At 64.8% G+C, this 24,158-nt stretch carries 22 protein-coding genes; 3 read left to right on the top strand and 19 right to left on the bottom strand.

What is annotated here, in order from left to right; all coding sequences use genetic code 11:
* Positions 1–22 precede the first annotated feature (22 nt).
* Complete coding sequence (locus V9L21_RS10035; protein ID WP_337311410.1) at positions 23–1,054, top strand: aldo/keto reductase; 1,032 nt, start codon at positions 23–25, stop codon at positions 1,052–1,054.
* 22 nt (positions 1,055–1,076) lie between these two features.
* On the opposite strand, the gene V9L21_RS10030 is transcribed toward V9L21_RS10035, so the two are convergent.
* A complete protein-coding gene (locus V9L21_RS10030) occupies positions 1,077–1,781 on the bottom strand; it encodes an FMN-dependent NADH-azoreductase (protein WP_443304585.1) in 705 nt (234 codons plus the stop codon).
* A gap of 110 nt (positions 1,782–1,891) precedes the next feature.
* Here V9L21_RS10030 and V9L21_RS10025 point away from each other — a divergent pair, with 110 nt between their 5' ends.
* The gene (locus V9L21_RS10025) at positions 1,892–2,821 is read left to right on the top strand and encodes a LysR substrate-binding domain-containing protein (protein ID WP_337311406.1); all 930 of its coding nucleotides are present in this window, start codon (positions 1,892–1,894) and stop codon (positions 2,819–2,821) included.
* A gap of 31 nt (positions 2,822–2,852) precedes the next feature.
* Positions 2,853–3,497, top strand: coding sequence for a Pr6Pr family membrane protein (locus tag V9L21_RS10020; RefSeq protein ID WP_337311404.1), 645 nt, complete (start codon positions 2,853–2,855; stop codon positions 3,495–3,497).
* 5 nt (positions 3,498–3,502) lie between these two features.
* Here the strand turns inward: V9L21_RS10020 and V9L21_RS10015 are convergent, their stop codons facing one another.
* From V9L21_RS10015 to V9L21_RS09930, 18 genes are all read right to left on the bottom strand, one after another.
* Positions 3,503–4,141 (bottom strand): ABC transporter ATP-binding protein, encoded by a 639-nt coding sequence (locus tag V9L21_RS10015; protein ID WP_337311402.1) that lies wholly within the window; start codon positions 4,139–4,141, stop codon positions 3,503–3,505.
* 23 nt (positions 4,142–4,164) lie between these two features.
* Complete coding sequence (locus tag V9L21_RS10010; protein WP_337311400.1) at positions 4,165–5,070, bottom strand: SDR family oxidoreductase; 906 nt, start codon at positions 5,068–5,070, stop codon at positions 4,165–4,167.
* A 112-nt stretch (positions 5,071–5,182) separates the two neighbouring features.
* Positions 5,183–6,121, bottom strand: coding sequence for a glutathione S-transferase family protein (locus V9L21_RS10005; RefSeq protein ID WP_337311398.1), 939 nt, complete (start codon positions 6,119–6,121; stop codon positions 5,183–5,185).
* A 44-nt stretch (positions 6,122–6,165) separates the two neighbouring features.
* A complete protein-coding gene (locus V9L21_RS10000) occupies positions 6,166–7,824 on the bottom strand; it encodes an isovaleryl-CoA dehydrogenase (RefSeq protein ID WP_337311395.1) in 1,659 nt (552 codons plus the stop codon).
* 76 nt (positions 7,825–7,900) lie between these two features.
* Positions 7,901–8,917 carry an NADP-dependent oxidoreductase gene (locus V9L21_RS09995; RefSeq protein ID WP_337311393.1) on the bottom strand — a complete coding sequence of 339 codons (1,017 nt, stop codon included), beginning with the start codon at positions 8,915–8,917 and terminating at the stop codon, positions 7,901–7,903.
* 32 nt (positions 8,918–8,949) lie between these two features.
* The gene (locus tag V9L21_RS09990; RefSeq protein ID WP_258506108.1) at positions 8,950–9,411 is read right to left on the bottom strand and encodes a PaaI family thioesterase; all 462 of its coding nucleotides are present in this window, start codon (positions 9,409–9,411) and stop codon (positions 8,950–8,952) included.
* A 12-nt stretch (positions 9,412–9,423) separates the two neighbouring features.
* Positions 9,424–10,218 (bottom strand): SDR family oxidoreductase, encoded by a 795-nt coding sequence (locus V9L21_RS09985; protein WP_309957095.1) that lies wholly within the window; start codon positions 10,216–10,218, stop codon positions 9,424–9,426.
* Positions 10,219–10,259: 41 nt separating this feature from the next.
* Positions 10,260–10,499 (bottom strand): hypothetical protein, encoded by a 240-nt coding sequence (locus tag V9L21_RS09980; protein ID WP_258506106.1) that lies wholly within the window; start codon positions 10,497–10,499, stop codon positions 10,260–10,262.
* A gap of 2 nt (positions 10,500–10,501) precedes the next feature.
* Positions 10,502–12,355, bottom strand: coding sequence for an acyl-CoA dehydrogenase (locus tag V9L21_RS09975; protein WP_337311392.1), 1,854 nt, complete (start codon positions 12,353–12,355; stop codon positions 10,502–10,504).
* A 140-nt stretch (positions 12,356–12,495) separates the two neighbouring features.
* A complete protein-coding gene (locus tag V9L21_RS09970; protein ID WP_337295809.1) occupies positions 12,496–13,671 on the bottom strand; it encodes an acetyl-CoA C-acyltransferase in 1,176 nt (391 codons plus the stop codon).
* A 43-nt stretch (positions 13,672–13,714) separates the two neighbouring features.
* A complete protein-coding gene (locus tag V9L21_RS09965; RefSeq protein WP_337311390.1) occupies positions 13,715–15,199 on the bottom strand; it encodes a M20 family peptidase in 1,485 nt (494 codons plus the stop codon).
* Positions 15,200–15,219: 20 nt separating this feature from the next.
* Entirely contained in the window at positions 15,220–17,325 is a 2,106-nt protein-coding gene (locus tag V9L21_RS09960) for a 3-hydroxyacyl-CoA dehydrogenase NAD-binding domain-containing protein (RefSeq protein ID WP_337311387.1), read from the bottom strand.
* A gap of 152 nt (positions 17,326–17,477) precedes the next feature.
* Positions 17,478–18,173 (bottom strand): ABC transporter ATP-binding protein, encoded by a 696-nt coding sequence (locus V9L21_RS09955; protein ID WP_337311385.1) that lies wholly within the window; start codon positions 18,171–18,173, stop codon positions 17,478–17,480.
* A gap of 3 nt (positions 18,174–18,176) precedes the next feature.
* Positions 18,177–18,959: an ABC transporter ATP-binding protein gene (locus tag V9L21_RS09950; RefSeq protein ID WP_337311383.1), complete on the bottom strand. Its 783-nt coding sequence runs from the start codon at positions 18,957–18,959 to the stop codon at positions 18,177–18,179.
* The gene (locus tag V9L21_RS09945) at positions 18,959–20,248 is read right to left on the bottom strand and encodes a branched-chain amino acid ABC transporter permease (RefSeq protein ID WP_337311476.1); all 1,290 of its coding nucleotides are present in this window, start codon (positions 20,246–20,248) and stop codon (positions 18,959–18,961) included. Before V9L21_RS09945 ends, V9L21_RS09950 begins: the two co-directional genes overlap by 1 nt.
* A gap of 73 nt (positions 20,249–20,321) precedes the next feature.
* Complete coding sequence (locus V9L21_RS09940; protein ID WP_258506096.1) at positions 20,322–21,275, bottom strand: branched-chain amino acid ABC transporter permease; 954 nt, start codon at positions 21,273–21,275, stop codon at positions 20,322–20,324.
* A 78-nt stretch (positions 21,276–21,353) separates the two neighbouring features.
* A complete protein-coding gene (locus V9L21_RS09935; RefSeq protein WP_337311381.1) occupies positions 21,354–22,595 on the bottom strand; it encodes a branched-chain amino acid ABC transporter substrate-binding protein in 1,242 nt (413 codons plus the stop codon).
* Between the two features lie 201 nt (positions 22,596–22,796).
* Complete coding sequence (locus V9L21_RS09930; protein ID WP_337311378.1) at positions 22,797–24,026, bottom strand: branched-chain amino acid ABC transporter substrate-binding protein; 1,230 nt, start codon at positions 24,024–24,026, stop codon at positions 22,797–22,799.
* Positions 24,027–24,158: the final 132 nt, after the last annotated feature.

The following is a 24,158-nucleotide window of genomic DNA, read 5'->3' as shown; positions in this document are numbered from 1 at the left end:
CGACCATAACAAGGACACCATCATGGAACAACGCTTTCTCGGCCGCTCCGGCTTCAAGGTCCCCGCGCTCGGCTTCGGCGCCGGCACCTTCGGCGGACAAGGCCCGCTTTTCAGCGCCTGGGGCAACACCGACGTCGAAGGCGCGCGCGGCATCGTCGACCTGGCGCTCGATGCCGGCGTGACGCTGTTCGACACGGCCGACGTGTATTCGAACGGCGCATCGGAATCGATACTCGGCGCCGCACTCAAGGGCCGGCGCGACAAGGCGATCATCTCGACCAAGCTCTCGCTGAGAGCGGGCGACGGGCCGAACGATGTCGGCGCCTCGCGCCACCACCTGATCGCCGCGACGGAAGCTGCGCTCAAACGCCTGGACACCGACTACATCGACATCCTGCAGCTGCACGCCTTCGATGCGATGACGCCGGTCGAAATGGTGCTCGACACGCTCGACGACCTGGTGCGCGCGGGCAAGGTGCGGCTCATCGGCGCATCGAACTTCTCGGGCTGGCAGCTGATGAAGTCGCTTGCCGCCTCCGACCGGCTCGGGCTGCAGCGCTTTGTGGCCAACCAGACCTATTACTCGCTGATCGGCCGCGACTACGAATTCGAGCTGATGCCGCTGGGCATCGACCAAGGCCTGGGCGCCATCGTGTGGAGCCCACTGGGCTGGGGCCGCCTCACCGGCAAGGTGCGGCGCGGCCAGCCGCTGCCCGCCGGCAGCCGCCTGCACGAAACCGCCGGCTTCGCACCGCCCGTGGACGACGAGCGCCTGTACCGCGTGGTCGATGCCATGGACCAGGTGGCCGAGGAAACCGGTAAGACCGTGCCGCAGATTGCGCTCAACTGGTTGCTGCAGCGGCCCACTGTGTCGAGCGTGCTGATCGGTGCGCGCAACGAAGAGCAGTTCAAGCAGAACTTGGGCGCACTCGGCTGGCAGCTCAGCGCCGAGCAGATCAAGCGGCTCGATGCGGCCAGCGCCGTGACGCCGCCCTACCCTTACTACCCGTACTGGAACGGGCAGTTCGCCGAGCGCAGCCCCGTGGCGGTATGAGCCGGCCGAGGTAGATGAACGCCTAGGCCAGCGCGGCGTCGACGGAGCGCTCGTTCGCCAGTGCTCCGCCAAGTTGGTCCACCAGCCGGTCGACTTCCTGCTCGGCCTTGCGAAGCGATTGCGCGAGTTCCTCGCCGCCGAACTCGTCGGACTCCACCGCCGCCTCGTACACATCGGTAATGCCGATGTAGCCGAACACGGAACGCACCGAGCTTTCAGTGTGATTCAGGTGCGCGATGCGTCCACCCGGCCCATAGCCGTGGTCACCGCGCGCGCCGAGCAGCACCATGCGCTTGCCCGCATCCGCGAGCATCGGCCAATACGGCACGGCGCCGCGCGCACGGTCGAAACCAAAGGTGCGGCCCACACGCACGATGTTGTCGATGTAGGCCTTGAACTGCGCGGGCACGCTGAAGTTGTACATCGGCAAGCCCACCACGATCACGTCGGCGGCAATCAGCTGGTCGACGAGCCGGTCGCTCTCGGCCAGTGCCTCGGCCATCCAGGGCTCCCGCTCGGCGGGCGGAGTGAAGGCCGCGTGGATCCAGCGGCCGTTGACGTGTGCCGGCGGGTGCTGGCCCACGTCGAGGTAGTCGATGCGGTCGCCCGGGCGGGCCTGGCGCCAACGCTCGACAAAGCGCGCGGAAAGCCGGCGCGTGTGCGAGCCGTGAGGGTCGATGCCTGAAAGCCCGGGACGGGCGCTGGTGTCGATATGGAGCAGGTTCATGGTCGTCAATGAGTGAGTTGATCTGTTCTGTCTGGTGCGTTCAAAATGACTGCACGGGCCTCTAATCTAGAGACGAGACCAGACTCCTACAAACGATCATTTCTCCATCGATGAACGAAATCAGCTCACCTGTTCGCCGGCCGCGCCGCTTGCCGCCACTGCTCTCGCTGCGCGCATTCGAAGCGGCTGCCGCGCACCTGAGCTTTCAGCGGGCGGCGCACGAGCTTTCCGTGACGCCATCGGCCATCAGCCACCAGGTGCGCGCGCTCGAAGACACGCTCGGCCGGCCGCTGTTTCGCCGGCTCACGCGGCAACTGGCATTGACACCCGCGGGCCAGCGGCTTTTCGACGACTTGCACGCGGGCTTCGACGCGCTCGAAGCCGGAATCGAAAGGCTGCGTCAGCCAGCCGCACTGCAGGCCGTCACGCTTACTACCAACACCGCCTTCGCCGCCCGCTGGGTGCTGCCGCGCATGGCCGGCTTCCGCAAGGCGTGCCCCGGCATCGAGCTGCGGCTGCACGCCAGCGATACGCTCGTGGACCTGGCGCGTGGCGATGCCGACATCGCGGTGCGTTCGGGCAGCGGCAACTGGCCCGGTCTCACTGTGAGCGAGTTGATGGCTGAACAGTACGCACCGCTGTGCAGCCCGATGCTCGGCCTGAAGCGCGTGAGCGATTTGCCGAAGCACCAGTTGATCCATGCCGACTGGCAACCCGGCGCGGCTGCGCCCGCAACCTGGCCCAGATGGTTTCGCGAGGCCGGCATTGCGCCGCCCCGCGGACGATCGATGAAGGCCGCGGGCCTGTCGTTCTCGGACGAAACCCACGCCATCCTTGCCGCCCTTGCAGGCCATGGCGTGGCGCTGCTCAGCCTTACCCTCGCGGCCGAAGAGCTACGCAGTGGCGCGCTGGTGCAACCCTTCGGGCCGGCGCTGGACACCGGAAGCTACTTTCTCGCGACGGCGCAGGGACGCGAAAATGAACCGGCGATTCGCGGCGTCTGGGACTGGATCGCGTCGCAGCGCGCGGCAGTTGCTTGATGCAGCCTCACATACCTGAAAGGCACCCAAGATGAAGAACATGAACGTCGCACTGGCACGCCTTCTTCACGGCGTTGTCGCACTCGCCGCGCTGGCGGGCATCGGCCTCGAACTCGCCGCAGCAATCACCGGTGGCGCGGGAGCCGCCCCGACGCATCTCGAGCGCTTCGTGCGGCTCTTCAGCTACTTCACCATCGACGCGAACATCCTCATCGGCGGTGTAAGCGCCCTGCTCGCTTTTCGTCCCGCGCACGATGGCCGACTGTTCCGTCCGCTGCGGCTGACCGCCGTCTTGAGCATTGCCGTGACGGGCATCGTCTTCCACACCGTGCTCACCGGGCTGCGCGAGTTGACGCCGTCCGGGCAGCTGGCCAACTTTCTGCTGCACACCGTGACACCGGTCGTCGCGGTGCTCGGCTGGTTGCTCGTCGGCCCGCGGCCGCGCATCGACGGCGGCACCATCGGTCTTTCGGTACTGCTGCCGCTGGCATGGATCGTCTACACCTTCGCGCGCGGTGCATTCGTCAGCTGGTATCCGTATCCGTTCATGGATGTCGGTGCCCTGGGGTTCGGGCGTGCGGTGCTCAACTCGGTGGTGGTTGCCGTGATCTTCCTGGTCATGGCATTCGGCTTGCGGCTGCTGGAGAAGCAGCTTCCTTCAGCGCCGGCGGCCTGAAAGCTTCAGCGCAGCGGCAGCTCGATGCAGCCTGCAAGCGGCACCGCAGTGACGCGTTCGCTGCTCGCAACCACGACGGCGCGGCCGGGCTGCGCGGCGCGGCGGGCCAGCGCATTCCACAGGTGATGAATCGATCGGGCATCGAGCGCACCCGTAGGCTCGTCGAGCAGCACCAGCGGACGTCCCGATGCCAGTGCTGCCGCCAGCCACACCTTGCGCTTCGAGCCGGTCGAGAGCATGTACATCGGTTTCTCGAGATGCGGGGTCAGTGCGAAGCCTTCGACGAGGGTTTGCCATGAAGCCTCATCGAAACCCGCATCACCTTCGCTGAGCGTTGCCGTGCATGCGTGGGCCGTGACCTGGTCGAAGGCTTCCGTCGTTGGGTCGCAGAAGAAGACGTTCCGGCGATAGGCATCGGGTGCGAGGTCGAGCCGCGCACCCACTGCCGTCAGCCGCCCGGTCGCAGCCAGCGCGCCGGCCATCACGCGAAGCAAGGTGGACTTTCCGGTGCCGGTGTCGCCATACAGCAGCGTGACGCCCTCCCCGATGGCCACGGACCACCCTGACGCCAGCGCGGGCTGGTCCGGGTACGCGAAGCCCAGGTCCTGGAGTTGAAGGATCGAGGGAGAAGTGGAAGGATTCATGCCCCGGTTGTAGCCGCAAACGATCAAGCCGCCCGCAACTGCTCCCGCAGCTTCTGCCCGATCTCGGGCCGCTCGAGAAACGGATCCGCCGGATTCTTGACCTCGACGATGTTCTCCATGCGGCTGCGCACATTGCCCAGCGCCTTCGGATGGCTGAATACGTAGAACTGGTTGTCGCTGATGGCCTCGAACACCTTCGCCGCCACCTCGGCCGCCGTGATCTTGCCGCTGCTCACCGCCTTGTTGCTCATGGCCTGGCCGATCAGCTGGCTCTTGGTGAGCTCGGTTTCCTTCGGCGCATTCGGGCGATTGCGCTCGCTGCTCGTGATGCCGGTGGGCACGAAGTATGGGCACAGCAGGCTCGCGCCGATCTGGACGGTCACGAGGTTCAGGTCCTGGTAAAGCGTTTCGGTCAGGCTCACCACCGCAGCCTTGGCCGCGTTGTAAATGCCCATGTTGGGCGGCGTGAGCAGGCCCGCCATGCTGGCCGTGTTGGTGATGTGGCCGCGGTAGCCCGGGTCCTTGGCGGCGGCTTCGAGCATCATCGGCGTGAACAGGCGCACGCCGTGAATCACGCCCCACAGGTCGACGCCCAGCACCCACTCCCAGTCGGCCACCGTGTTTTCCCACACCAGGCCGCCGGCGCCCACGCCGGCATTGTTGAACACGAAGTGCGGCGCACCGAAGCGCTCCTTCACCGCAAGGGCCAGTGCCTCCATCTGCGCCGCGTCAGACACGTCGACCTTGCGGGCCAGCACCTGCGCGCCGGCGGCTTCCATTTCGGCTTGGGCCTTGTCGAGCGCGTCCTGCTGCACATCGACCAGCACCAGGTTCATGCCGCGCGCGGCCCCGATGCGTGCGCACTCCAGCCCGAAGCCCGAACCCGCGCCGGTGAGTACGGCCGTCTTGCCCTTGAAGTCCTGAATCATTTGCCGGTGTCCTTCTTGCGTTGAAAGTTTGTCTCTGACTGACGTTGGTGCGGCAATTGAAATACGAAAAGCGCTGCGGCGCAGTCACGAAGGTGCCCCGCGCAACAAGCTTTCAGGCTTCGGCTTGCTTCAGCACGTAGCCGATGCGCGGAAAATGCACGTGCACCGTGCCCACGCGCCCGTGGCTGCGCTCCAGCGTGTAGTGCGTGCGCGTGGCGGCCACCAGCGTACCGGGTGTTTCCTCTAGGCCGAAGCTCTCCGCACGGACGGTGACGGCGCTTCCCAGCGGAATGCCATGGTCGTCCTGAAAGGTGCTGTCGGTCAGCAGCGTATGCGGCGTTGCGGCCTTGGCGACGGCAATGGCTTCGTCCGGGTTCGATTTTTCGGGCGCGCCGTGGCCGATGGCGGCCATGCGGTCCATCCAGTCGACCACCGCGGGCGTGAGGTCGAGAATGCCCCGCACCGAGTCGATGCGGCGCGTGTACCAAAGCGGGTGGTACGCCGAAAAGTCGGCAATGCACGGCGCTTCGCCCAGCAGGTAAGGCTTGTCGTCGAGCATGTCGGACAGGCGGCGCAGGTAAGACTTGTACGCACTCGTCGCGTCGGCGGGGCGCAGCCGCGTCATGTTGCCCGTGCTCATCTTCGCGCGGTCTTCGCCGAAGGCCTTGGCAGCTTCAGGCGGCGCCTTGGCAAACACCTCGGCCACGCCGCGGGGCTGCAGGTTCCAGGCCATCGCAGCCCAGAACAGCGTGGTGTCGGCCCACTGCGAGAGGATGCGCGACATGCCCTTTTCTGGTTCCGGGTAGAGCGTGGCTTCGGGCTGGAGATGCTCCAGCACATCGGCAATGAGCGCGCTGTCGCAATAGATGTCCGCGCCGATCTGCAGGAAAGGTGTCTTGCGGTAGCCGCCGGTGAGCACCCCCACCTCGGGCTTGGGCATGATGGCCGGAATGAGAACGGACTTCCACGGCAGCTTCTTGGCGCCGAGGATGAGCCGCACCTTCTCGGAAAACGGCGAGGTGTTGTAGTGGTGCAGGATGAGTTCGGCCATCGGGGTCCTTGTGTTCTTTCTTTGAATTGTTCGGGGAAATGCGATCAGCGCGGGCTGGCGCGCTCGATGATCGAATCGAAATCGGTGGCCGCACCCAGCGTGCCGAATGCGTTGCCCCAATCGCCGCCCAGGCGCGATGCGCAAAACGCGCCTACAACCGCGGGCGGCGCGGTCTGCGCAAGCAACGCAGCTTGCACCGCCAGGGCCACGTCCTGTGCCAGACGGCGCGCCTCGGTTTCGGAGGCCATCGCCTCGATGCGTGCAGGCAGCGCGTCGGCCAACCGGTCGAGTGCGGCGTGCTGGCCGCGTGCCGGCGCCAGCTCTTTGGCGAGCGCGGCCACGGCGTCGCCCTTGCGCAGGCCGCGCAGGAGGTCGAGCGCCATGATGTTGCCCGCGCCTTCCCAGATGGAGTTGAGCGGCATCTCGCGGTAGATGCGGGCCATGGTGCCTTCGCCGCCCTCCTCCACATAGCCGTTGCCGCCCAGGCATTCCATGGTCTCTTGCGCAAAGTGGCTGCCGCGCTTGCAGATCCAGAACTTGGCGACCGGCGTGAGCAGGCGCGCCATCAGCCGTTCATGTTCGTCGTCCTGCCGGTCGAACGCGCGGGCGAGGCGGATGGCAAGCGCGGTAGAGGCTTCGCTTTCGAGCGCCAGATCTGCCAGCACATTCTTCATGAGCGGCTGCTCGACGAGCGGCTTGCCGAAGGCGTTGCGCTGCACGGTGTGGTTGATGGCCAGGCTCAGCGCCTGGCGCATGAGGCCGCTGGTGCCCAATGCGCAGTCGAGCCGCGTCATCGTGCCCATCTCGAGAATCTGCGGAATGCCGCGGCCTTCTTCGCCGACGAGCCAGGCACTTGCGCCAAGGAACTCGACCTCCGAGCTCGCATTGGCCTTGTTGCCGAGCTTGTCCTTCAGGCGCTGGATGTGAATGGCGTTGCGGGCGCCATTCCCCATCCATTCCGGCAACACGCGAGGCAAGAAGAAGCAGCTCAGCCCGGCGGGCGCCTGCGCCAGCACCAGGAAGGCATCGCACATCGGCGCCGAGAAGAACCATTTGTGGCCGGTGATCGCGTAGCGCTCGCCCCAGGCGTCGCTGCCCTCGCGCACCGCGCTTGTGGTGTTGGCCCGCACGTCCGAGCCGCCCTGCTTCTCGGTCATGCCCATGCCCATGGTCACGCCGGGCTTGTCCTTGAACGACTTGAGCGCCGGGTCGTACCAAAGGCTGCCGAGCTTGGGCCCCCAGTCGGCATACACCGCCGCATTGCTGCGCAGTGCGGGCGTCGCGGCGTAGGTCATCGAGATGGGGCAAAGAACCGACGATTCCAGCTCGGTGAAGAGCATGAAGCCCGCCGCCCGCTGCACGTGCGGCGAGGCGGAAGTGCCGGTCCAGGGTGTGCCGTGCAGGCCCGCGCCCACTGCGGCCTTCATCAGCGCGTGGTAGCTGGGGTGAAACTCCACCTCGTCGATGCGCCGGCCAAAGCGATCGTGCGTGTGCAGCTCGGGCGTGTGGGTGTTGGCCAGGCGCGCATGCGTCTGCATGTCGGCGGAGCCGACGGCGGCGCCCAGTTCATGCAGCTGCGCCAGCTGAAGCGCCGGCGCGTTGAACTGCAACGCATCGCGCAGGGGCCTGTTGGTTTCGAAGAGGTTGTAGTCCACCAGCGGCGCGGGCTGGTTGAACACCTCGTGCGTTCCAGCATTCTTCATACAGAACCTCCGAAAAGTCAGTTCCAGAAAAACCGCGGCACCGGATTGCCGGGCCGCTGGCGTGGCCCCCGGCAGCCTAGATCAGCTTGACCAACTGCTTGCCGAAATTCTTGCCCTTGAGCAAACCCAGGAAGGCCTCAGGGGCGGATTCGATGCCTTGCGCCACCGACTCACGCGGCTTGAGCTTGCCCGTGGCGACCAGCGTGCCGAGCTCAGTCAGCGCCTCGGGCCACACTTCCATGTGCTCGCTGACGATGAAGCCTTCGATCTTCATGCGGTTGATGAGGATCAGCGCCGGGTTGGCGAGCGGCAGCGGCTGGCCGTCGTAGCCCGCGATCATTCCGCACAGCGCAACGCGAGAGAAGGCATTCGCGCGCAGCAGCACGGCGTCGAAGATATAGCCGCCCACGTTCTCGAAGTAGCCGTCGATGCCGTTCGGGCAGGCTTCCTTGAGCGCGGCGCTCATGCTCTTCACATCGGGGTGCTGGCGGTAGTCGATGCAGGCGTCGAAGCCCAGCTCTTCGGTCACGTACTTGCACTTGTCAGGGCCGCCCGCAATGCCGACCACCCGGCAGCCGCGCGCCTTGGCCAGCGCGCCGAACGCGCTGCCCACCGCGCCGCTGGCGGCGGTAACGACCATCGTCTCGCCGGCCTTCGGGGCAATGATCTTCACCAACCCATACCAGGCCGTGACGCCCGGCATGCCGACCGCGCCGAGGTAGTGCGACAGCGGCACGTGCGTGGTGTCGACCTTCTTCAGCGCGCCGGGCTGCGATGCATCGACCACGCTGTATTCCTGCCAGCCGCCAAAGCCCACCACCTTGTCGCCGGGGGCGAACCTGGGATGCTTGCTTTCCACCACTTCACCGGCGGTGCCGCCCTGCATCACCTGGCCGAGCGGCTGCGGCTGCGCATAGCTCTTGGAGTCGTTCATGCGGCCGCGCATGTACGGGTCCAGGCTCATGTAGTGGTGGCGCACCAGCACCTGGTTCTCGGCCAGCGCGGGCGTTTCGGCGGCCACGAGCTTGAAGTTGCTGGCAACGGCTTCGCCATCGGGGCGGTTGTCGAGGTGGATCTGTTTGTTGGTGGGCATGTATGGCTCCTGGAGATTCGTTCGGTGGTCGGTCAGTCGGTCGAAGGTGGCCGCATCGCGTTCGCGCTGGCGGGCCCGGTGGGCAAGCGGCGCTTCACGTACTTGAAGGTGCCGGTGGCATGGGCGCACACGCGCTCCTGCTCGTCGTAGATCTTGGCTTCGGTAAAGGCCAGCGTCGCGGTGCGATGAATGAGCGTGCCTCGCGCGTGCAGCGGGCCGACCGAAGGCTGCATGAAGCTGGTCTTCATCTCGATGGTGACCACGCCGGTTTCAGGCGCCACGCTGCGCGCTGCAGCCGCCATGGTGATGTCGAGCAGCGTCATGCAGGCGCCGCCGTGAGTCACGTCGAAGGTGTTCAGGTGCTCGGGCTTGGCGGTGTAGACGATCTCGGACTCGCCGCCCTCGAACTTGGTGAGCTCGAAGCCCAGGTGGCGCGCGAACGGAATCTGGCTCGTGTACGAGCGGATGTTGATGTCGGTGGAATCTTCAGTCATTACGTACCAAGCTTACGCACCAAGCACCACGCTGACACCGCCATCCACTGCGAGCCACTGCCCCGTGATGTGCTTGCCGGCATCGCTTGCGTACAGCAGCGTCAGGCCCTTCAGGTCTTCTTCGTCGCCCAGGCGGCCGAGCGGCGCATGCGACGCCATCTTTTCCTCGCCGAGCGACTTGATCAGTCCGGCGGCCATCTTCGTCATGAAGAAGCCGGGGCAAATGGCGTTTACGTTGATGTTGTACTTGCCCCATTCGGCGGCTAGCGTGCGCGTGAAGCCGATCACCGCCGTCTTCGAGGTGTTGTAGGCCAGCGTCTGCATTTCGGGCGGGTTGCCGTTCAGGCCTGCGATGGATGCAATGTTGATGATGCGGCCCGTCTTCTTGGGAATCATGTAGCCGTTGGCGACATGCTGCGACAGGATGAAATAGCCGCGCACGTTGAGGTTCATCACCTTGTCCCACGCCTCGACCGGATGGCTCTCGGCCGGCGCGCCCCAGCTGGCACCCGCGTTGTTCACGAGTATGTCGATCGCGCCCATGCGCTGCAGCGTTTCGTCGGCCAGGCGGCGCGTGTCTTCTTCCTTCGAGCAATCGGCCGCGATCCAGCGCGCGTCGATGCCGGCGGATTGCAGCTCGGCCGCGGCCTGCTCCAGGTCTTCGGCCTTGCGGGAGCTGAGCATGATCTTCGCGCCCGCCTCGCCCAGCGCATGCGCCATTTGCAGGCCAAGGCCGCGCGAGCCGCCGGTAATGAGGGCGGTCTTGCCGGTAAGGTCGAACAGCTGCTTGGTGGTGCGAGGGGTCATTGGGTGTCTCCGATATTCAGGATGTTCAGAAGAGATGCGTGCTACTTGTCGCCCAGGCGCGAGCGCACATAGATGAGCACGACGCCCACAAGCGCGACCACCGCGCCGGGCACGGCCATCGACCAGCCGAGCGCCGGTTCGGTGCGGCCGGTGGCAATGCCAAGGATCACGAGAAACAGGCCGCCGTAGATCAGGATCCAGATCCACTTTTCGAGCCGGGCGTGCGGCTTGGGTGGCTTGGCGGGGTTGGGGGTGTTGTTGTTGGGGGCGGCGTTGGCCATCTTCAAAAGGCTTCCTCTGGCAATGCTGTACAGGTGGGATCGCGGCTTTCGACCACGTTGAGCCAGGCGCCGATTTTCGGCAGCTCGTAGTGGAAGAAATAGTCCGTGGCTCCAATCTTGCCAGCTGTTACCGCCCTCGCCTTTTGCGCGTCGATTTCGAGTGCCCGCTGCGCCACGTCCAGCCAGATCCAGGCCAGCACGGTGTGGCCGAACGCCTGCATGTATGGCACCGCATTGGCCAGCGCATCGGCCGGGTCGCCGGTGGACCACGCGGCTTCGGTCGCGCGGGCTATGCGCTGCAGGGCCACCTTCAATGTGCGGGCGTGCGCCGCAAGCGCCGGCACCTCGGCTGCGCGGTTGATGGTGTCGGTGATGCGGCCGGCCAGCAGCTGCAGGCCCCGGCCCTTTTCCATCAGCACCTTGCGGCCCAGCAGGTCGGCCGCCTGGATGCCGTGCGTGCCCTCGTGGATCATGTTCAGGCGGTTGTCGCGCCAGTATTGCTCTACCGGAAAATCGCGCGTATAGCCGTAGCCGCCGTGAACCTGAATGGCGAGCGAGTTGGCTTCGAGGCACCATTCGCTGGGCCAGCTCTTGGCAATGGGCGTGAGCACCTCGAGCAACAGGCGCGCATCGTCGGACGCCTGCGTGCCGCCGGTTTTCTGCTCGTCGACCAGCCGGGCGCAATACAGCTCCAGCGCCAGCGCGCCTTCGCAGTACGCCTTCTGTGCGAGCAGCATGCGGCGCACGTCGGCGTGCTCGATGATGCGGACCTGCGGGCTGGCCGAATCTTTTGCGACTGCGGTGCCGGGTTGCTCGGCCTTTTTCACGAGCCGGCCCTGCGGCCGGGTCTTCGCATACTCGAGCGACGCGTAGTAGCCGGCCATGCCGAGCATGGTGGCCGCGGTGCCGACGCCGATGCGCGCCTCGTTCATCATGTGGAACATGCAGTGCAGGCCCTTGCCGGGCTCGCCGACCAGGTAACCCACCGCGCCCGCCTTGCCGCCCACGGGGTACTTGCCCTCGCCGAAGTTCAGCAGCGTGTTGGTGGTGCCACGCCAGCCGAGCTTGTGGTTGAGGCCTGCCAGTGCAACATCGTTGCGCTCGCCGGTCAACTCGCCATTCGTGTTCACCATGCGCTTGGGCACGATGAACAGCGAGATGCCGCGCGTGCCCGGCACCAGCTTGCCGTTGGCATCCGGAATCTTGGCAAGCACGATATGCACGATGTTCTCCGTCAACTCGTGGTCGCCGGCCGAGATCCACATCTTGTTGCCCGTGAGCCGAAAGCGTGGCCCGAGCGGATCGTTCTGGTAGTCGTCGCCGTCGGGCACAGCGCGCGTGGTCACGTCGCTCAGCGAAGAGCCGGCCTGCGGCTCCGACAGGCACATGGTGCCCGCCCAGCGGCCCGAAAATTCGTTCTTGGCGAACACCTCTTTCTGCATCTCGGTGCCGTGCACCATCAGCAGGTTGGCGTTGCCGCTCGTCAGCATGTTGGAGCCGATGCTCACCGACGCCATCGCGAAGAAGCTGTTGGCCGCGGCCTGCAGCGTGTAGGGCAGCTGCATGCCGCCGATGTCGTAGTCCTGCGCCGCGCTCATCATTCCGGATTCGACGAAGGCTTTGTGCGCATCGTGCGTGGCTTGCGGCAGCACGACCTTCTCGCCGTCGAAATGCGGCTCCTGCGTGTCGACGATGCGATTGGCCGGGGCGTACTTTTCGCGTGCAATGCGCTCGCAGGTGTCGAGCACCGCGTCAAAGGTTTCGCGCGAATGGTCTGAAAAGCGCTCGCGCTGGCTCAGCGATTCCGCGTCGAGCCAGTCGTAGAGCAGGAAGTCGAGGGTGGGACGCAGGCTCATGATCGGATCTCGGTGTGAATGGATGCGCGGGTTCTGTGCCAGGAACACCGCCGAACCGGCTCAGCCGGCCCGCCGATGTCGCCCCCGGAAAGGGGGTGGCGGAAGCGGCGACGCGCTATGCGCCGCCGGCCGGAGGAGAGTCAGAGAACTTCAAACACCCCGGCAGCACCCATGCCGCCACCGATGCACATGGTCACCAGCACCTTCTTCGCGCCGCGGCGCTTGCCTTCGATGAGCGCGTGGCCCGTCAGGCGCTGGCCGCTCACGCCGTAGGGGTGGCCCACGGCGATGGCACCGCCGTCCACGTTCAGGCGGTCGCCCGGAATGCCGAGCTTGTCGCGGCAGTAGATCACCTGCACCGCGAAGGCCTCGTTCAGCTCCCACAGGTCGATGTCGTTGACCGTGAGGCCCAGGCGCTTGAGCACCTTCGGAATGGCGAAGACCGGGCCGATGCCCATTTCGTCGGGTTCGCAGCCGGCCACGGCAAAGCCGAGGAAGCGGCCCAGGGGCTTCAGGCCCTTTTGCTGGGCGTACTTCTCGTCGACCACCACGCAGGCGCCGCCGCCATCGGAAAACTGGCTGGCGTTGCCGGCCGAGATGAGGCCCCCCGGCAGTGCCGGGCGGATGCCGCTGATGCCTTCCTTTGTGGTGCCGGGGCGAATGCCTTCGTCGTTCTCGACGGTGACTTCCTTCGTGCGCAGGCCCATCACGGGGTCGGCCACGCCGGCCAGCACGGTGATGGGAGCAATCTCGTCTTTGAAGCGGCCGGCTTCGAGCGCGGCGGTGGCCTTCTGCTGGCTGGCGGCGCCGTACTCGTCCATGGCGTCGCGGCCGATGTTGTAGCGCTTGGCGACCTGCTCGGCCGTTTGCAGCATGTTCCAGTAGATCTCGGGCTTGTGCTTTACCAGCCAGGGGTCGGCCAGCATGTGCTTGTTGGCTTCGTTCTGCACGCACGAAATGCTCTCGACGCCGCCGGCCACGTACACGTCGCCCTCGCCCGCAATGATGCGCTGGGCGGCGGTGGCAATGGTCTGCAGGCCCGACGAGCAGAAGCGGTTGATGGTCATGCCCGAGGTGGTCACGGGACAGCCTGCGCGCAGCGCGATCTGGCGCGCAATGTTGGAGCCGGTGGCGCCTTCGGGCGTTGCGCAGCCCATGATTACGTCGTCGACTTCGGCGGCTTCGATGCCGGCGCGCGAGATGGCGTGCTGCACCGCATGGCCGCCGAGCGTGGCGCCGTGCGTCATGTTGAAGGCACCCTTCCAGCTCTTGGCGAGCGGCGTGCGGGCAGTGGAAACGATGACGGCGCTGGTCATGGTGAGGTCCTTTGAAGATGGAAGGGAAAAGAGGTCGTGGTCGTCATTGCGCCGGCGCAGCGTTGGTGTTGCGCAGGAGCTGGTGATAGAAGCCGATCATCTCGCCGTAGTTGGAGATGGCCAGGCGTTCGTTGTTGCCGTGGAAGCGCGCCAGGTCTTCGCTCTTCATTCGGAACGGCGAAAAACGGTAGACGGCGTCGCTCACCAGGCTAAAGTGGCGCGAATCGGTGGCAGCGGTCATGAGGCCCGGGGCCACCACCACGTCGGGGAACGACTGTCGCACCGCCTGCTGGATGGCACGGTAGCCGGTGCTGTCGGTCGGCGACACGGGCGAAGGCTCGGAATTGCCCGGGTAGCGCTTGATCTTGATCTCGTCGTTGCCAAGCGCCTCGCGCAGGTGCGCTTCCACGCTGTCGATGGTGTCGCCCGGCAGGATGCGGAAGTTGACCGCTGCTTCGGCGCGCCCGGGCAGCACGTTGTCCTTGTTGCCGGCGCGCACGATGGTGAGCGCCGTGGTCGTGCGCAGCATCGCATTGCTGCTCGGGCTCTTCTGGAGCTGGCTGCGCACCAGCGGCTCTGTGAGCCACAGGTTGGAAAGCATCACGCGGTTGACGCCGCCCATCTCGGGCGCAAGGGCACCGAACATCTGCGCCGCCACGCCCTGGATCGCGCCGGGCATCGGGTTGGCCTCGAGCCGGGCGAGCGCTGCGCTCATGCTGCCGATGGCGCTGCGCTGCGGCGGCATCGACGAATGGCCGGGAGCCGTATCGAGCGAAAGAAAGAAGGTGCCGTAGCCCTTCTCGGCCAGGCCGATGAGCGCAGCCGGCTTCGAAAGGCCGGGCAGCACGCCGTCGAGAATCAGCAGGCCTTCGTCGAGCACCCAGTCGAGGCGCACGTTGCGCGACTTGAGCAGTTCGGCAATCGGTCGCGCACCGCGCAGGCCGCTCACTTCTTCGTCGTCGCCCATCACGAGGTAGACGGTCTGCTTCGGCTTGAAGCCGCTAGCAATCAGCAGCTCGATGGCTTCCATCTGAGCGAACAGGTTGCTCTTGTTGTCGAGCGTGCCGCGGCCCCAGACGAAGCCGTCCTTGATCTCGCCGGCGAAGGGGTCGACGGACCATGCCTTCTCGGTGCCCGGTGCGATCGGCACCATGTCCTGGTGCGCCATCAGCGCGATGGGCTTGGCCGCCGCGTCGGTGCCGGCCCATGTGTAGAGCAGCGCCTTCTGGCCCACCACTTCCTTCTTCAGGGTGGCGTGGACCTTGGGAAACTGCTGCTCCAGGTAGGCATGCAGCTTGTCGAACTCGGCCAGGTTGGCAGCCGGATCGTCAAGGCTGGAAATAGTTCGGATCGGAATCGCGCCGGCCAGCCGCCTGGCGGCGGCCTGCACGTCCATCTCCAGCTTGGGAGCGGGCGCCACCGCCAGTTGCTGCGACGGCGTGCGCCAGGTCTTGACCGCCACGGCTGCCACCAGCACCACAAGCACCACAAGCACCAGCAGCAATCCGGCAAAGATGCGTTTCAACATGGGCGGTCAGGCTTTCCGCATCAGCTGAAGGACTTGCCTTCGGCCACCAGCTTCTGGATCAGCGGCGCGGGTTGCCAGAACTCGGCGTCGTCGCGCGGGTTCTTGGCAAAGCGCTTCATGGTTTCGGCCACGTTGTAGAGGCCGACCCGCGACGCGTAGTGCATGGGGCCGCCGCGCCAGATCGGGAAGCCGTAGCCGGTGAGGTACACCATGTCGATGTCGCCCGCCTTCGAGGCAATGCCGTCCTCAAGGATGTGCGCGCCTTCGTTGACGAGTGCATACACCAGTCGCTGCACGATTTCTTCGTCGGAAATCTTGCGCGGCGTGATGCCCAGTTCCTTGCGGTGGTCCTCGATCATCTTGTTGACCAGGTCCGAAGGAATCGCGTCGCGCTTGCCGGCCTGGTAGTCGTACCACCCTGCCCCGGTCTTCTGGCCGAAGCGGCCCAGTTCGCACAGCTTGTCGGCCGTGCGGCTGTATTTCATGTTCGGATGCTCCACGGCGCGGCGCTTGCGAATGGCCCAGCCGATGTCGTTGCCGGCCAGGTCGCCCATGCGGAACGGGCCCATGGCAAAGCCGAACTTCTCGATGGCCTTGTCGACCTGCTGCGGCGTGGCGCCTTCGTCGAGCAAGAAGCCGGCCTGGCGCGAGTACTGCTCGATCATGCGGTTGCCGATGAAGCCGTCGCACACGCCCGAGACCACGGCCGTCTTCTTGATCTTCTTGCCGATGTCCATGACGGTGGCCAGAACATCCTTGCCCGTTTGCTTGCCGCGCACCACTTCGAGCAGCTTCATCACGTTGGCAGGGCTGAAGAAGTGCATGCCGACAACGTCCTGCGGACGCTCGGTGAACGATGCGATCTTGTCGACGTCGAGCGTGGAGGTGTTCGAAGCCAGAATGGCGCCCTTCTTGGCGACGCGGTCGAGCTCCTTGAACACCTTCTCCTTCACGCCGAGTTCCTCGAACACGGCTTCGATGATCAGGTCGGCGTCCTTCAGGTCGTCGTAGCTCAGCGTGGTGCTCAGGAGCGCCATGCGCTGCTCGTACTTGTCCTGCTTGAGCTTGCCCTTCTTGATCTGCGATTCGTAGTTCTTCTTGATGGTGGCAATGCCGCGGTCGAGCGCTTCCTGCTTCATCTCGAGAATCTTGACGGGGATACCCGCGTTCAAAAAGTTCATCGAAATGCCGCCGCCCATGGTGCCGGCGCCGATCACGCCGACCGACTTGATCTCGCGCTTGGGCGTGTCGTCGGCCACGTCGGGAATCTTGGAGGCTGCACGCTCGGCCATGAACAGGTGGCGCAGCGCGAGCGACTCGGGCGTGAACATCAACGAAGTGAAGATGCGGCGCTCTTCGGCCATGCCGGCGTCGAACTTCATCTTGGTGGCGGCCTGCACGGCCTCCACGCACTGCAGAGGCGCGGGGTAGTTCTTCGACATGCCGCCCACCATGTTCTTGGCGAACTGGAAGTAGGCGTCGCCCTGCGGATGCTTGCACGGCAGGTTGCGCACCAGCGGCAATGCGTCGCCAGTCTTGCCGGCCACGCTCTTGGCAAAGGCCACGGCTTCTTCGAACACCGATTCGGGCGACGCCGCGAGCTTGTCGAACAGTTTCTGGCCCGGCAGGCTGGCGAGCAGCTCGCTCTTGACCGGCTCGCCGCTCACGATCATGTTGAGCGCGGTTTCCACACCCAGCACGCGCGGCAGGCGCTGCGTGCCGCCAGCGCCCGGAATGAGGCCCAGCTTGACCTCGGGCAGCGCAATGCTGGTGCCGGGAGCCGCCACGCGGTAGTGGCAGCCCAGCGCCAGCTCGAGCCCGCCGCCCATGCACACCGAATGAATGGCAGCGACGATGGGCTTGGGCGAAGCCTCGAGCGAGAGGATCACGCTCAGCAGGTTGGGCTCTTGCAGCGCCTTGGGCGTGCCGAACTCCTTGATGTCCGCGCCGCCCGAGAACGCCTTGCCGGCGCCGGTGATGACGATGGCCTTGACGGCGTCGTCGGCATTGGCCTTCGACAGGCCATCGGTGATGCCGATGCGGGTCGAGAAACCGAGACCGTTGACCGGCGGGTTGGTCAGTGTGATCACGGCGACATCGCCGAGCACTTTGTATTCAGCCGTCATGCTGCGTTCCTTGGTGTGTGAAGAAAAAGAAGAAAAAGCACGAGTGTTCTTTTTCGAGGGATTCTAGGCGTTTCGCGTGGCTCAACAATGGCACGCAGTCGCTGTTGGGACAAGAGGATCCGGGGCGCGGCCCGGATCCTCGGAGGGCTTCTTCAGACCTCGAGCCACTCTTTGCGAGTGGTGGCGTCCGCCCTGAGGCTATCGGGCGTTCCGTCGAACACGATGCTGCCGTGGCCCATGACCAGCGCACGGTCGGAGATCTGCATTGCAATGGTGAGCTTCTGCTCGATCAGCAGCACCGAAATGCCCTTGTCCTTGAGCGTCTTCAGGTACTGCCCCACCAGCTCGACGATCTTCGGCGCAAGGCCTTCGGTCGGCTCGTCGATGATGATGAGGTCGGGGTCGCCCATGAGCGTGCGGCACAGCGTGAGCATCTGCTGCTCGCCGCCCGAGAGCACGCCGGCTTCGGTGTGCTGCCGCTCCTTCAGGCGCGGGAACATGCCGTACATGTCGTCGAAGGACCAGCGGCTGCCCTTGCCCGAGCCCTTTTGCCCGAGCAACAGGTTCTGGTGCACGGTGAGCTTGGGAAAGATGTCGCGGTTCTCGGGCACGTAGCCGATGCCCAGGTGGGCAATTTCGTAGGCCTTCTTGCGAAGGACGTCCTGGTCCTTCCAGCGCAGTGTGCCTTCGGCATGCACCAGGCCCATGATGGCCTTGGCGGTGGTCGAGCGGCCCGAGCCGTTGCGCCCCAGCAGCGCAACGATTTCGCCGGCGCCAACCTCGAATGAAACGCCATGCAGCACATGGCTCTTGCCGTAGTAGGCGTGAATGTCGTGAAGCTTCAGCATGTGTCAGTGTCCCTGGCCTTGGCTTTGTGCATCGGCAACGGCCGAGCCAAGGTAAGCCTCTTGCACGCGCGCATTGGCGCGAACGGCAGCGGGCGTGTCGAAGGCAATGACTTCGCCATACACCACCACCGCAATCTTGTCGGCAAGGCCGAAGACCACGCCCATGTCGTGCTCCACCGTCAGCAGCGTCTTGCCGACGGTGACGTGCTTGATGAGCGAGATGAAATGCGAGGTCTCGGTCTTGCTCATGCCCGCCGTGGGCTCGTCCAGCAAGATGACGTTGGCGCCGCCCGCAATGGTCACGCCGATTTCAAGTGCGCGCTGTTCGGCATAGGTGAGGTTCACCGCCTGCACGTCGCGCTTGCGCTCCAGGCCGATTTGCTTGATGAGCTCTTCGGTGCGCGCATTGGCATCGTCCAGGTTGGAGAGAAAGCGCAGGAAGGTGTACTTGTAGCCCAGGCTCCACAGCACGCCGCAGCGCAGGTTCTCGAACACGCTCAGCTTGGGGAAGATGTTGGTGATCTGGAAGCTGCGCGAAAGGCCCAGCCGGTTGATCTCATAGGGCTTCTTGCCGTCGATGCGCTCGCCGTTCAGCAGCACCTCGCCGCTGGTGGGCGCAAGGCGGCCGCTGATGAGGTTGAACAGCGTCGACTTGCCCGCCCCGTTGGGGCCGATGATGGCCACGCGCTCGCCGGCGTTCACCGCCAGGTCCACGCCGCGAATGATCTCGGTCTTGCCGAAATTCTTGCGCAGCGACTTCAGTTCCAGTGCATGTTGCGCGCTCATTACGCCGCCTCCCGACGCTTGATTTCTGCTTCGATTTCTTCCTGCGCACGCCCCCAGACGCGCACGAAGCGGCGCCGCGCCACTTCCAGCGCACCCAGGCCCACCGCCAGGATCGCCAGGGCACCGAGCCAGCTGCCCACGCCCGAGGTGTCGAGCGCCACGCCGAAAAAGTTGAGCGTGGGCCCCATCGCTGCGTTCAGCTGGATGTGATAGATCATTTCGATGAGCGCCGCGGCCCCGACGACCACCGGCACCAGCGCCACGGCGAGCGCAAGGTACAGCAGCCAGAAGCGGTCGAACTTGCCGAACTTGGCAACGCGCAGGTTCATCATTACCAGGCTTGCGATGCCACCGGGCGCGAACATGACCATGAACACGAACACCAGGCCGAAGTACAGCTGCCAGGCCTTCGACAGTTCGGACAGCAGGATCGATGCGAACACCAGCAGCACCGCACCGATGATCGGTCCGAAGAAGAACACCGCGCCGCCAAGGAAGGTGAACAGCAGGTAGCCGCCCGAGCGGATGGCGTTGAGGCTGTCGGCCGCGTTCACGATCTCGAAGTTGATCGAAGCCAGGCCGCCGCCAATACCCGCGAAGAAGCCTGCGATGATGAAGGCGAAGTAGCGCACGCGCTGCGTGTTGTAGCCGATGAACTCCACGCGCTCCGGGTTGTCGCGCACCGCATTCAGCATGCGGCCGAGCGGCGTGCCGGTAAAGGCATACATCAGCCCTGTGCAAACGAAGCAATACGCGGCGATCAGGTAGTACACCTGGATCTGCGGACCGAAGTTGAAGCCGAAGAAGGTCGGGCCGTACACGCGGTCGGTGGTGATGCCGCCCTCGCCGCCGAAGAAGCTCGGGAACATCAGCGCCATGGAGGCCACGAGCTCGCCGATGCCCATGGTGATCATCGCGAAGGTGGTGCCCGACTTCTTGGTGGTCACAAAGCCGAAGATCACGGCGAAGAACATACCGGCCAGGCCGCCCACCAGCGGGATGAGCACCAGCGGAATCTGCAGGCCGCCCTTGCCGCCCATGTTCATGGCATGAATGGCAAGGAACGAGCCGAGGCCGACATACACCGCGTGGCCGAAGCTCAGCATGCCGCCCTGCCCCAGCAGGATGTTGTAGCTCAGGCAGATGATGATGAGATAGCCCATCTGCGAGAGCATCGTGAGTGCCAGGCTGCTCTTGAACAGGAGCGGCGAGACGATCAGCACGATGGCAAAAAGCGTCCAGACCAGGTAGCGGCCGATGTTCCAGGGCTTGAAGCGGTAGTACTGCATTTTTTGCGTACTCTGCGGGCTTTGCACGCCCTGCTCGTTCTGGGTAGTGGATGTGGTTGCTGCGGTCATGGCGTCAGTCCTCCCGGGTTCCAAGAAGACCCTTGGGCCTGAAGATGAGGATCAGCACCAGGAACAGGTACGGCAGGATCGGCGCAACCTGCGAGATCGTGAGCTTGAGCAGCTCGTAGCCGAAGGTCTGGTCTGTCACGGCAACGCCGATGGCGCGCAGGCCCGTGGCCAGAGACTGGTCCATGGCCACCGCAAAGGTCTGGATGATGCCGATGAGGAGCGACGCGAGGAAAGCCCCTGCCAGCGACCCCATGCCGCCGACCACCACCACCACGAAGATGATCGAGCCGACTGACGCGGCCATTGCCGGCTCGGTCACGTAGGTGTTGCCGCCCACCACGCCCGCCAGGCCCGCGAGCGCGGCGCCGCCGCCGAACACCAGCATGAACACGCGCGGCACGTTGTGGCCCAGCGCCTCGACCATGTCGGGATGCTTGAGCGCCGCCTGGATGACCAGGCCGATGCGGGTACGCGTGAGCAGCAGCCACACCGAGATGAGCATCAGCACCGCCACCAGCATGATGAAGGAGCGGGACTTCGGAAACTGCGTGCCGTACAGCGAAAAGAGCGGCCCCTGCAGTTGCGGCGGCAGGCCGTAGGGCACGGTGGAGCGGCCCCAGGCGAGCTGCACCACTTCGAGGATGAGGTACGAGAGGCCGAAGGTCACCAGCAGTTCGGGCACGTGGCCGAACTTGTGGACCCGGCGCAGGCTGTAGCGCTCGAACGCGGCGCCCAGAAGGCCCACCAGCAGCGGCGCAATGAACAGCGCCGGCCAGAAGCCGATGATGCCCGACAGCGTGTAGGCGATGTAGGCGCCAAGCATGTAGAAGCTGGCGTGCGCAAAGTTGAGCACGCCCATCATGCTGAAGATCAGCGTAAGGCCAGAGCTCAGCATGAACAGCAGCAGCCCGTAGCTGACGCCGTTGAGCAGCGAGATGACGAAGAATTCGACGTTCATCGGTCTTTCGGATGCGTGAAAAAAGAAAGAGGCCCGAGTGTTGAAGTCGGGCCTCGACCGGTCAGGCGACCGAAGCGGTCACGAGGCGCCGCCGGGCCGCTTCATCTGGCAGGACGTGGGCGTGCTCGATACATAGGCCTCGTAGTACTTCACCGGTGCCAGCGTGTAGCCGGTGTTTTCGGGGCTGTACGGGTTCTTGGCGTCGGCCTTCTGCCAGCGCGTGATCCACAGGCCCTGCTGCAGCTGGTGGTCGGCCTTGCGCATCTCGACGTCGCCGTTGAAGCTCTTGAACTTCATGCCTTCCATGGCGGCCGCCACCTTGACGGGCTCGGTCGACTTGGTGCGCACGAAGGCTTCGCTCAGCATGGCGTACACCGTGTAGATGTCGGTGGTGTACATGTCGTCGTTGAAGCGCTTCTTGAACTCGTTCATGAGCGGCTGCACCGGGCCCGGCGCGTTGTAGTGGCTGTAGCCCACCTGGTAGACCTTGCCGTCCGAAGCCGCGCCCATGGCGGTCGGCGTGCCGTTGGTCACCGCGTAGTAGGTGTAGAACTTGACGTTCAGGCCCGAGTCGTTGGCCGACTTGATGAGCAGCGCCAGGTCGGAGCCCCAGTTGCCGGTAATGACGGTGTCCGCACCCGATGCCTTGATCTTGGCGATGTACGGCGCAAAGTCGCGCACCTGCGCGAGCGGATGCAGGTCGTCGCCGACCACTTCCACGTCGGGGCGCTTGGCCTTGAGGTTGTCTTTTGCGAACTTGGACACCTGCTGGCCGTGCGAGTAGTTCTGGTTGATGAGGTAGACCTTCTTGATGTCCGGCTGGTCCTTCATGAAGGTGGTCAGCGCTTCCATCTTCATGGAGGTGTCGGCATCGAGGCGGAAGTGCCAGTAGCTGCACTTGCTGTTGGTGAGGTCGGGGTCGACGGCCGCGTAGTTGATGTACAGCACTTCCTTGCCCGGGTTGCGGGCGTTGTGCTTTTCGAGCGCGTCGATGATGGCGAGCGCGGGGCCCGAGCCGTTGCCCTGCACCACGTAGCGCGCGCCCTGGTCCATGGCGGAGCGCAGCGCGGCGGTGGTTTCTTGCGGGCTGAGCTTGTTGTCGATGCCGATGATCTCGAACTTCACGCCGGCCGCGTTCTTCTTGTTGAATTCTTCGGCGAGGAACTGGAAGGTCTTGAGCTGGTTGGTGCCGACCGCGGCCATCAGGCCCGAGAGCGGGTCGAGCCACGCGATTTTGACGGTTTCACCCTTCTGGGCCAGGGCGCCGGTGGCGCTTGCGGCAAGGATGGCTGCGGTAGCGATTTTCAGAGCGAACTTCACGATCTATATCTCCTGGTCAAACCGAATCAAAAAGCCTTGCACGAGCGTACAAGCGTTCACTGACCCTCCCCTCAGGGAATGCCCGGAGGGGGTGGCCGCAAAGGCCCGTTTCTATCGCACAGGCGACAGCGCATTTCTCCAATTGCTACCCACGGGTAGATGTCTTCTACCCACGAGTAGGAAATGCGTTCACAAAGACGCTCAAGGGCGCTTCATCTGGCAGGTCGTCGGCGTGCTGGCCACATACGACTCGTAGTACTTCACGGGAACATTGGTGTAGCCGGTGTTCTCGGCGTCATAAGGGAACTTGGCGCTGGCTTTCTCCCAGCGCGAGATGTAGAGGCCCTGCTGCAGCTGGTGGTCGGCCTTGCGCATCTCGACCTCGCCGTTGAAGCTCTTGATCTTCATGCCCTCGAGCGCGGCCGCCACCTTGACCGGATCGGTCGACTTGGTCTGCACGAAGGCGGCATCGAGCAGCGCGAACGTGTGATAGATCGACGATTGCGTCAGGTCGTCGTTCATCTTCTTCTTGTAGCCGGCGAGCAGCTTCTGGATTTCGCCGCCCATGTTGTAGTGGCCATAGGCCACCGTGTAGATCTTGCCGGCCGAGGTGGCGCCCATGGCCGTCGGGGTGCCGGTGCCGAATGCGTAGTAGGTGAGGAACTTGACGTCCAGGCCGGAGTCGTTTGCCGCCTTGATGAGCAGAGACAGGTCGGAGCCCCAGTTGCCGGTAATGACGGTGTCCGCGCCCGAGGCCTTGATCTTGGCGATGTACGGCGAGAAGTCACGCACCTGCGCGAGCGGATGCAGGTCGTCGCCCACGATCTGGATGTCGGGGCGCTTGGTCTTGAGGTTCTCCTTGGCGAACTTGGACACCTGCACACCGTGCGCATAGTTCTGGCCAAGGATGTAGACCTTCTTGATGTCGGTCTGGTCCTTCATCCAGGTGGTCAGTGCCTCCATCTTCATGGAGGTGTCGGCGTCCAGGCGAAAGTGCCAGTAGCTGCACTTGCTGTTGGTGAGGTCGGGGTCGACCGCCGCATAGTTCAGGTAGAGCAGTTCCTTGCCCGGGTTGCGTGCGTTGTTCTTCTCGATGGCGTCGATAATTGCCAGCGCCGGCCCCGAGCCGTTGCCCTGGGTGATGTAGCGCGCGCCCTGGTCCTGCGCGGAGCGCAACGCGGCGGTGGTCTCCTGCGGGCTCAGTTTGTTGTCGATGGCAATGATCTCGAACTTCACGCCCGAGGCATTCTTCTTGTTGAACTCTTCAGCCAGGAATTGCGTGGTCTTGAGCTGGTTGGTGCCAACCGCGGCCATCAGCCCCGAGAGCGGGTCCAGCCAGGCGATCTTGACCGTCTCGCCCTTCTGGGCGAATGCGGCCGCGGCGCTCACCAGCATGGCGCAAGCAGCTACGGACTTGATGGCAAATTGCATGAAGAGTCTCCTGGATGATTGGCGGGTATGAAGCGGGATGCCAGCGTACAAGCGCCCTTTTCTTCGCCGCACAGGGATTGCCCGGAAGGAAGGCCGCCGAAGCGGCCTTGCTATCGCGTGCGCGACAGTGCG

This window comes from Variovorax sp. CCNWLW235 (assembly GCF_037204085.1).
Classification (GTDB): Bacteria; Pseudomonadota; Gammaproteobacteria; order Burkholderiales; family Burkholderiaceae_C; genus Variovorax.
Note: the sequence above shows the minus strand (reverse complement) of the source record. Positions and strands in the feature narration are given on the sequence as shown.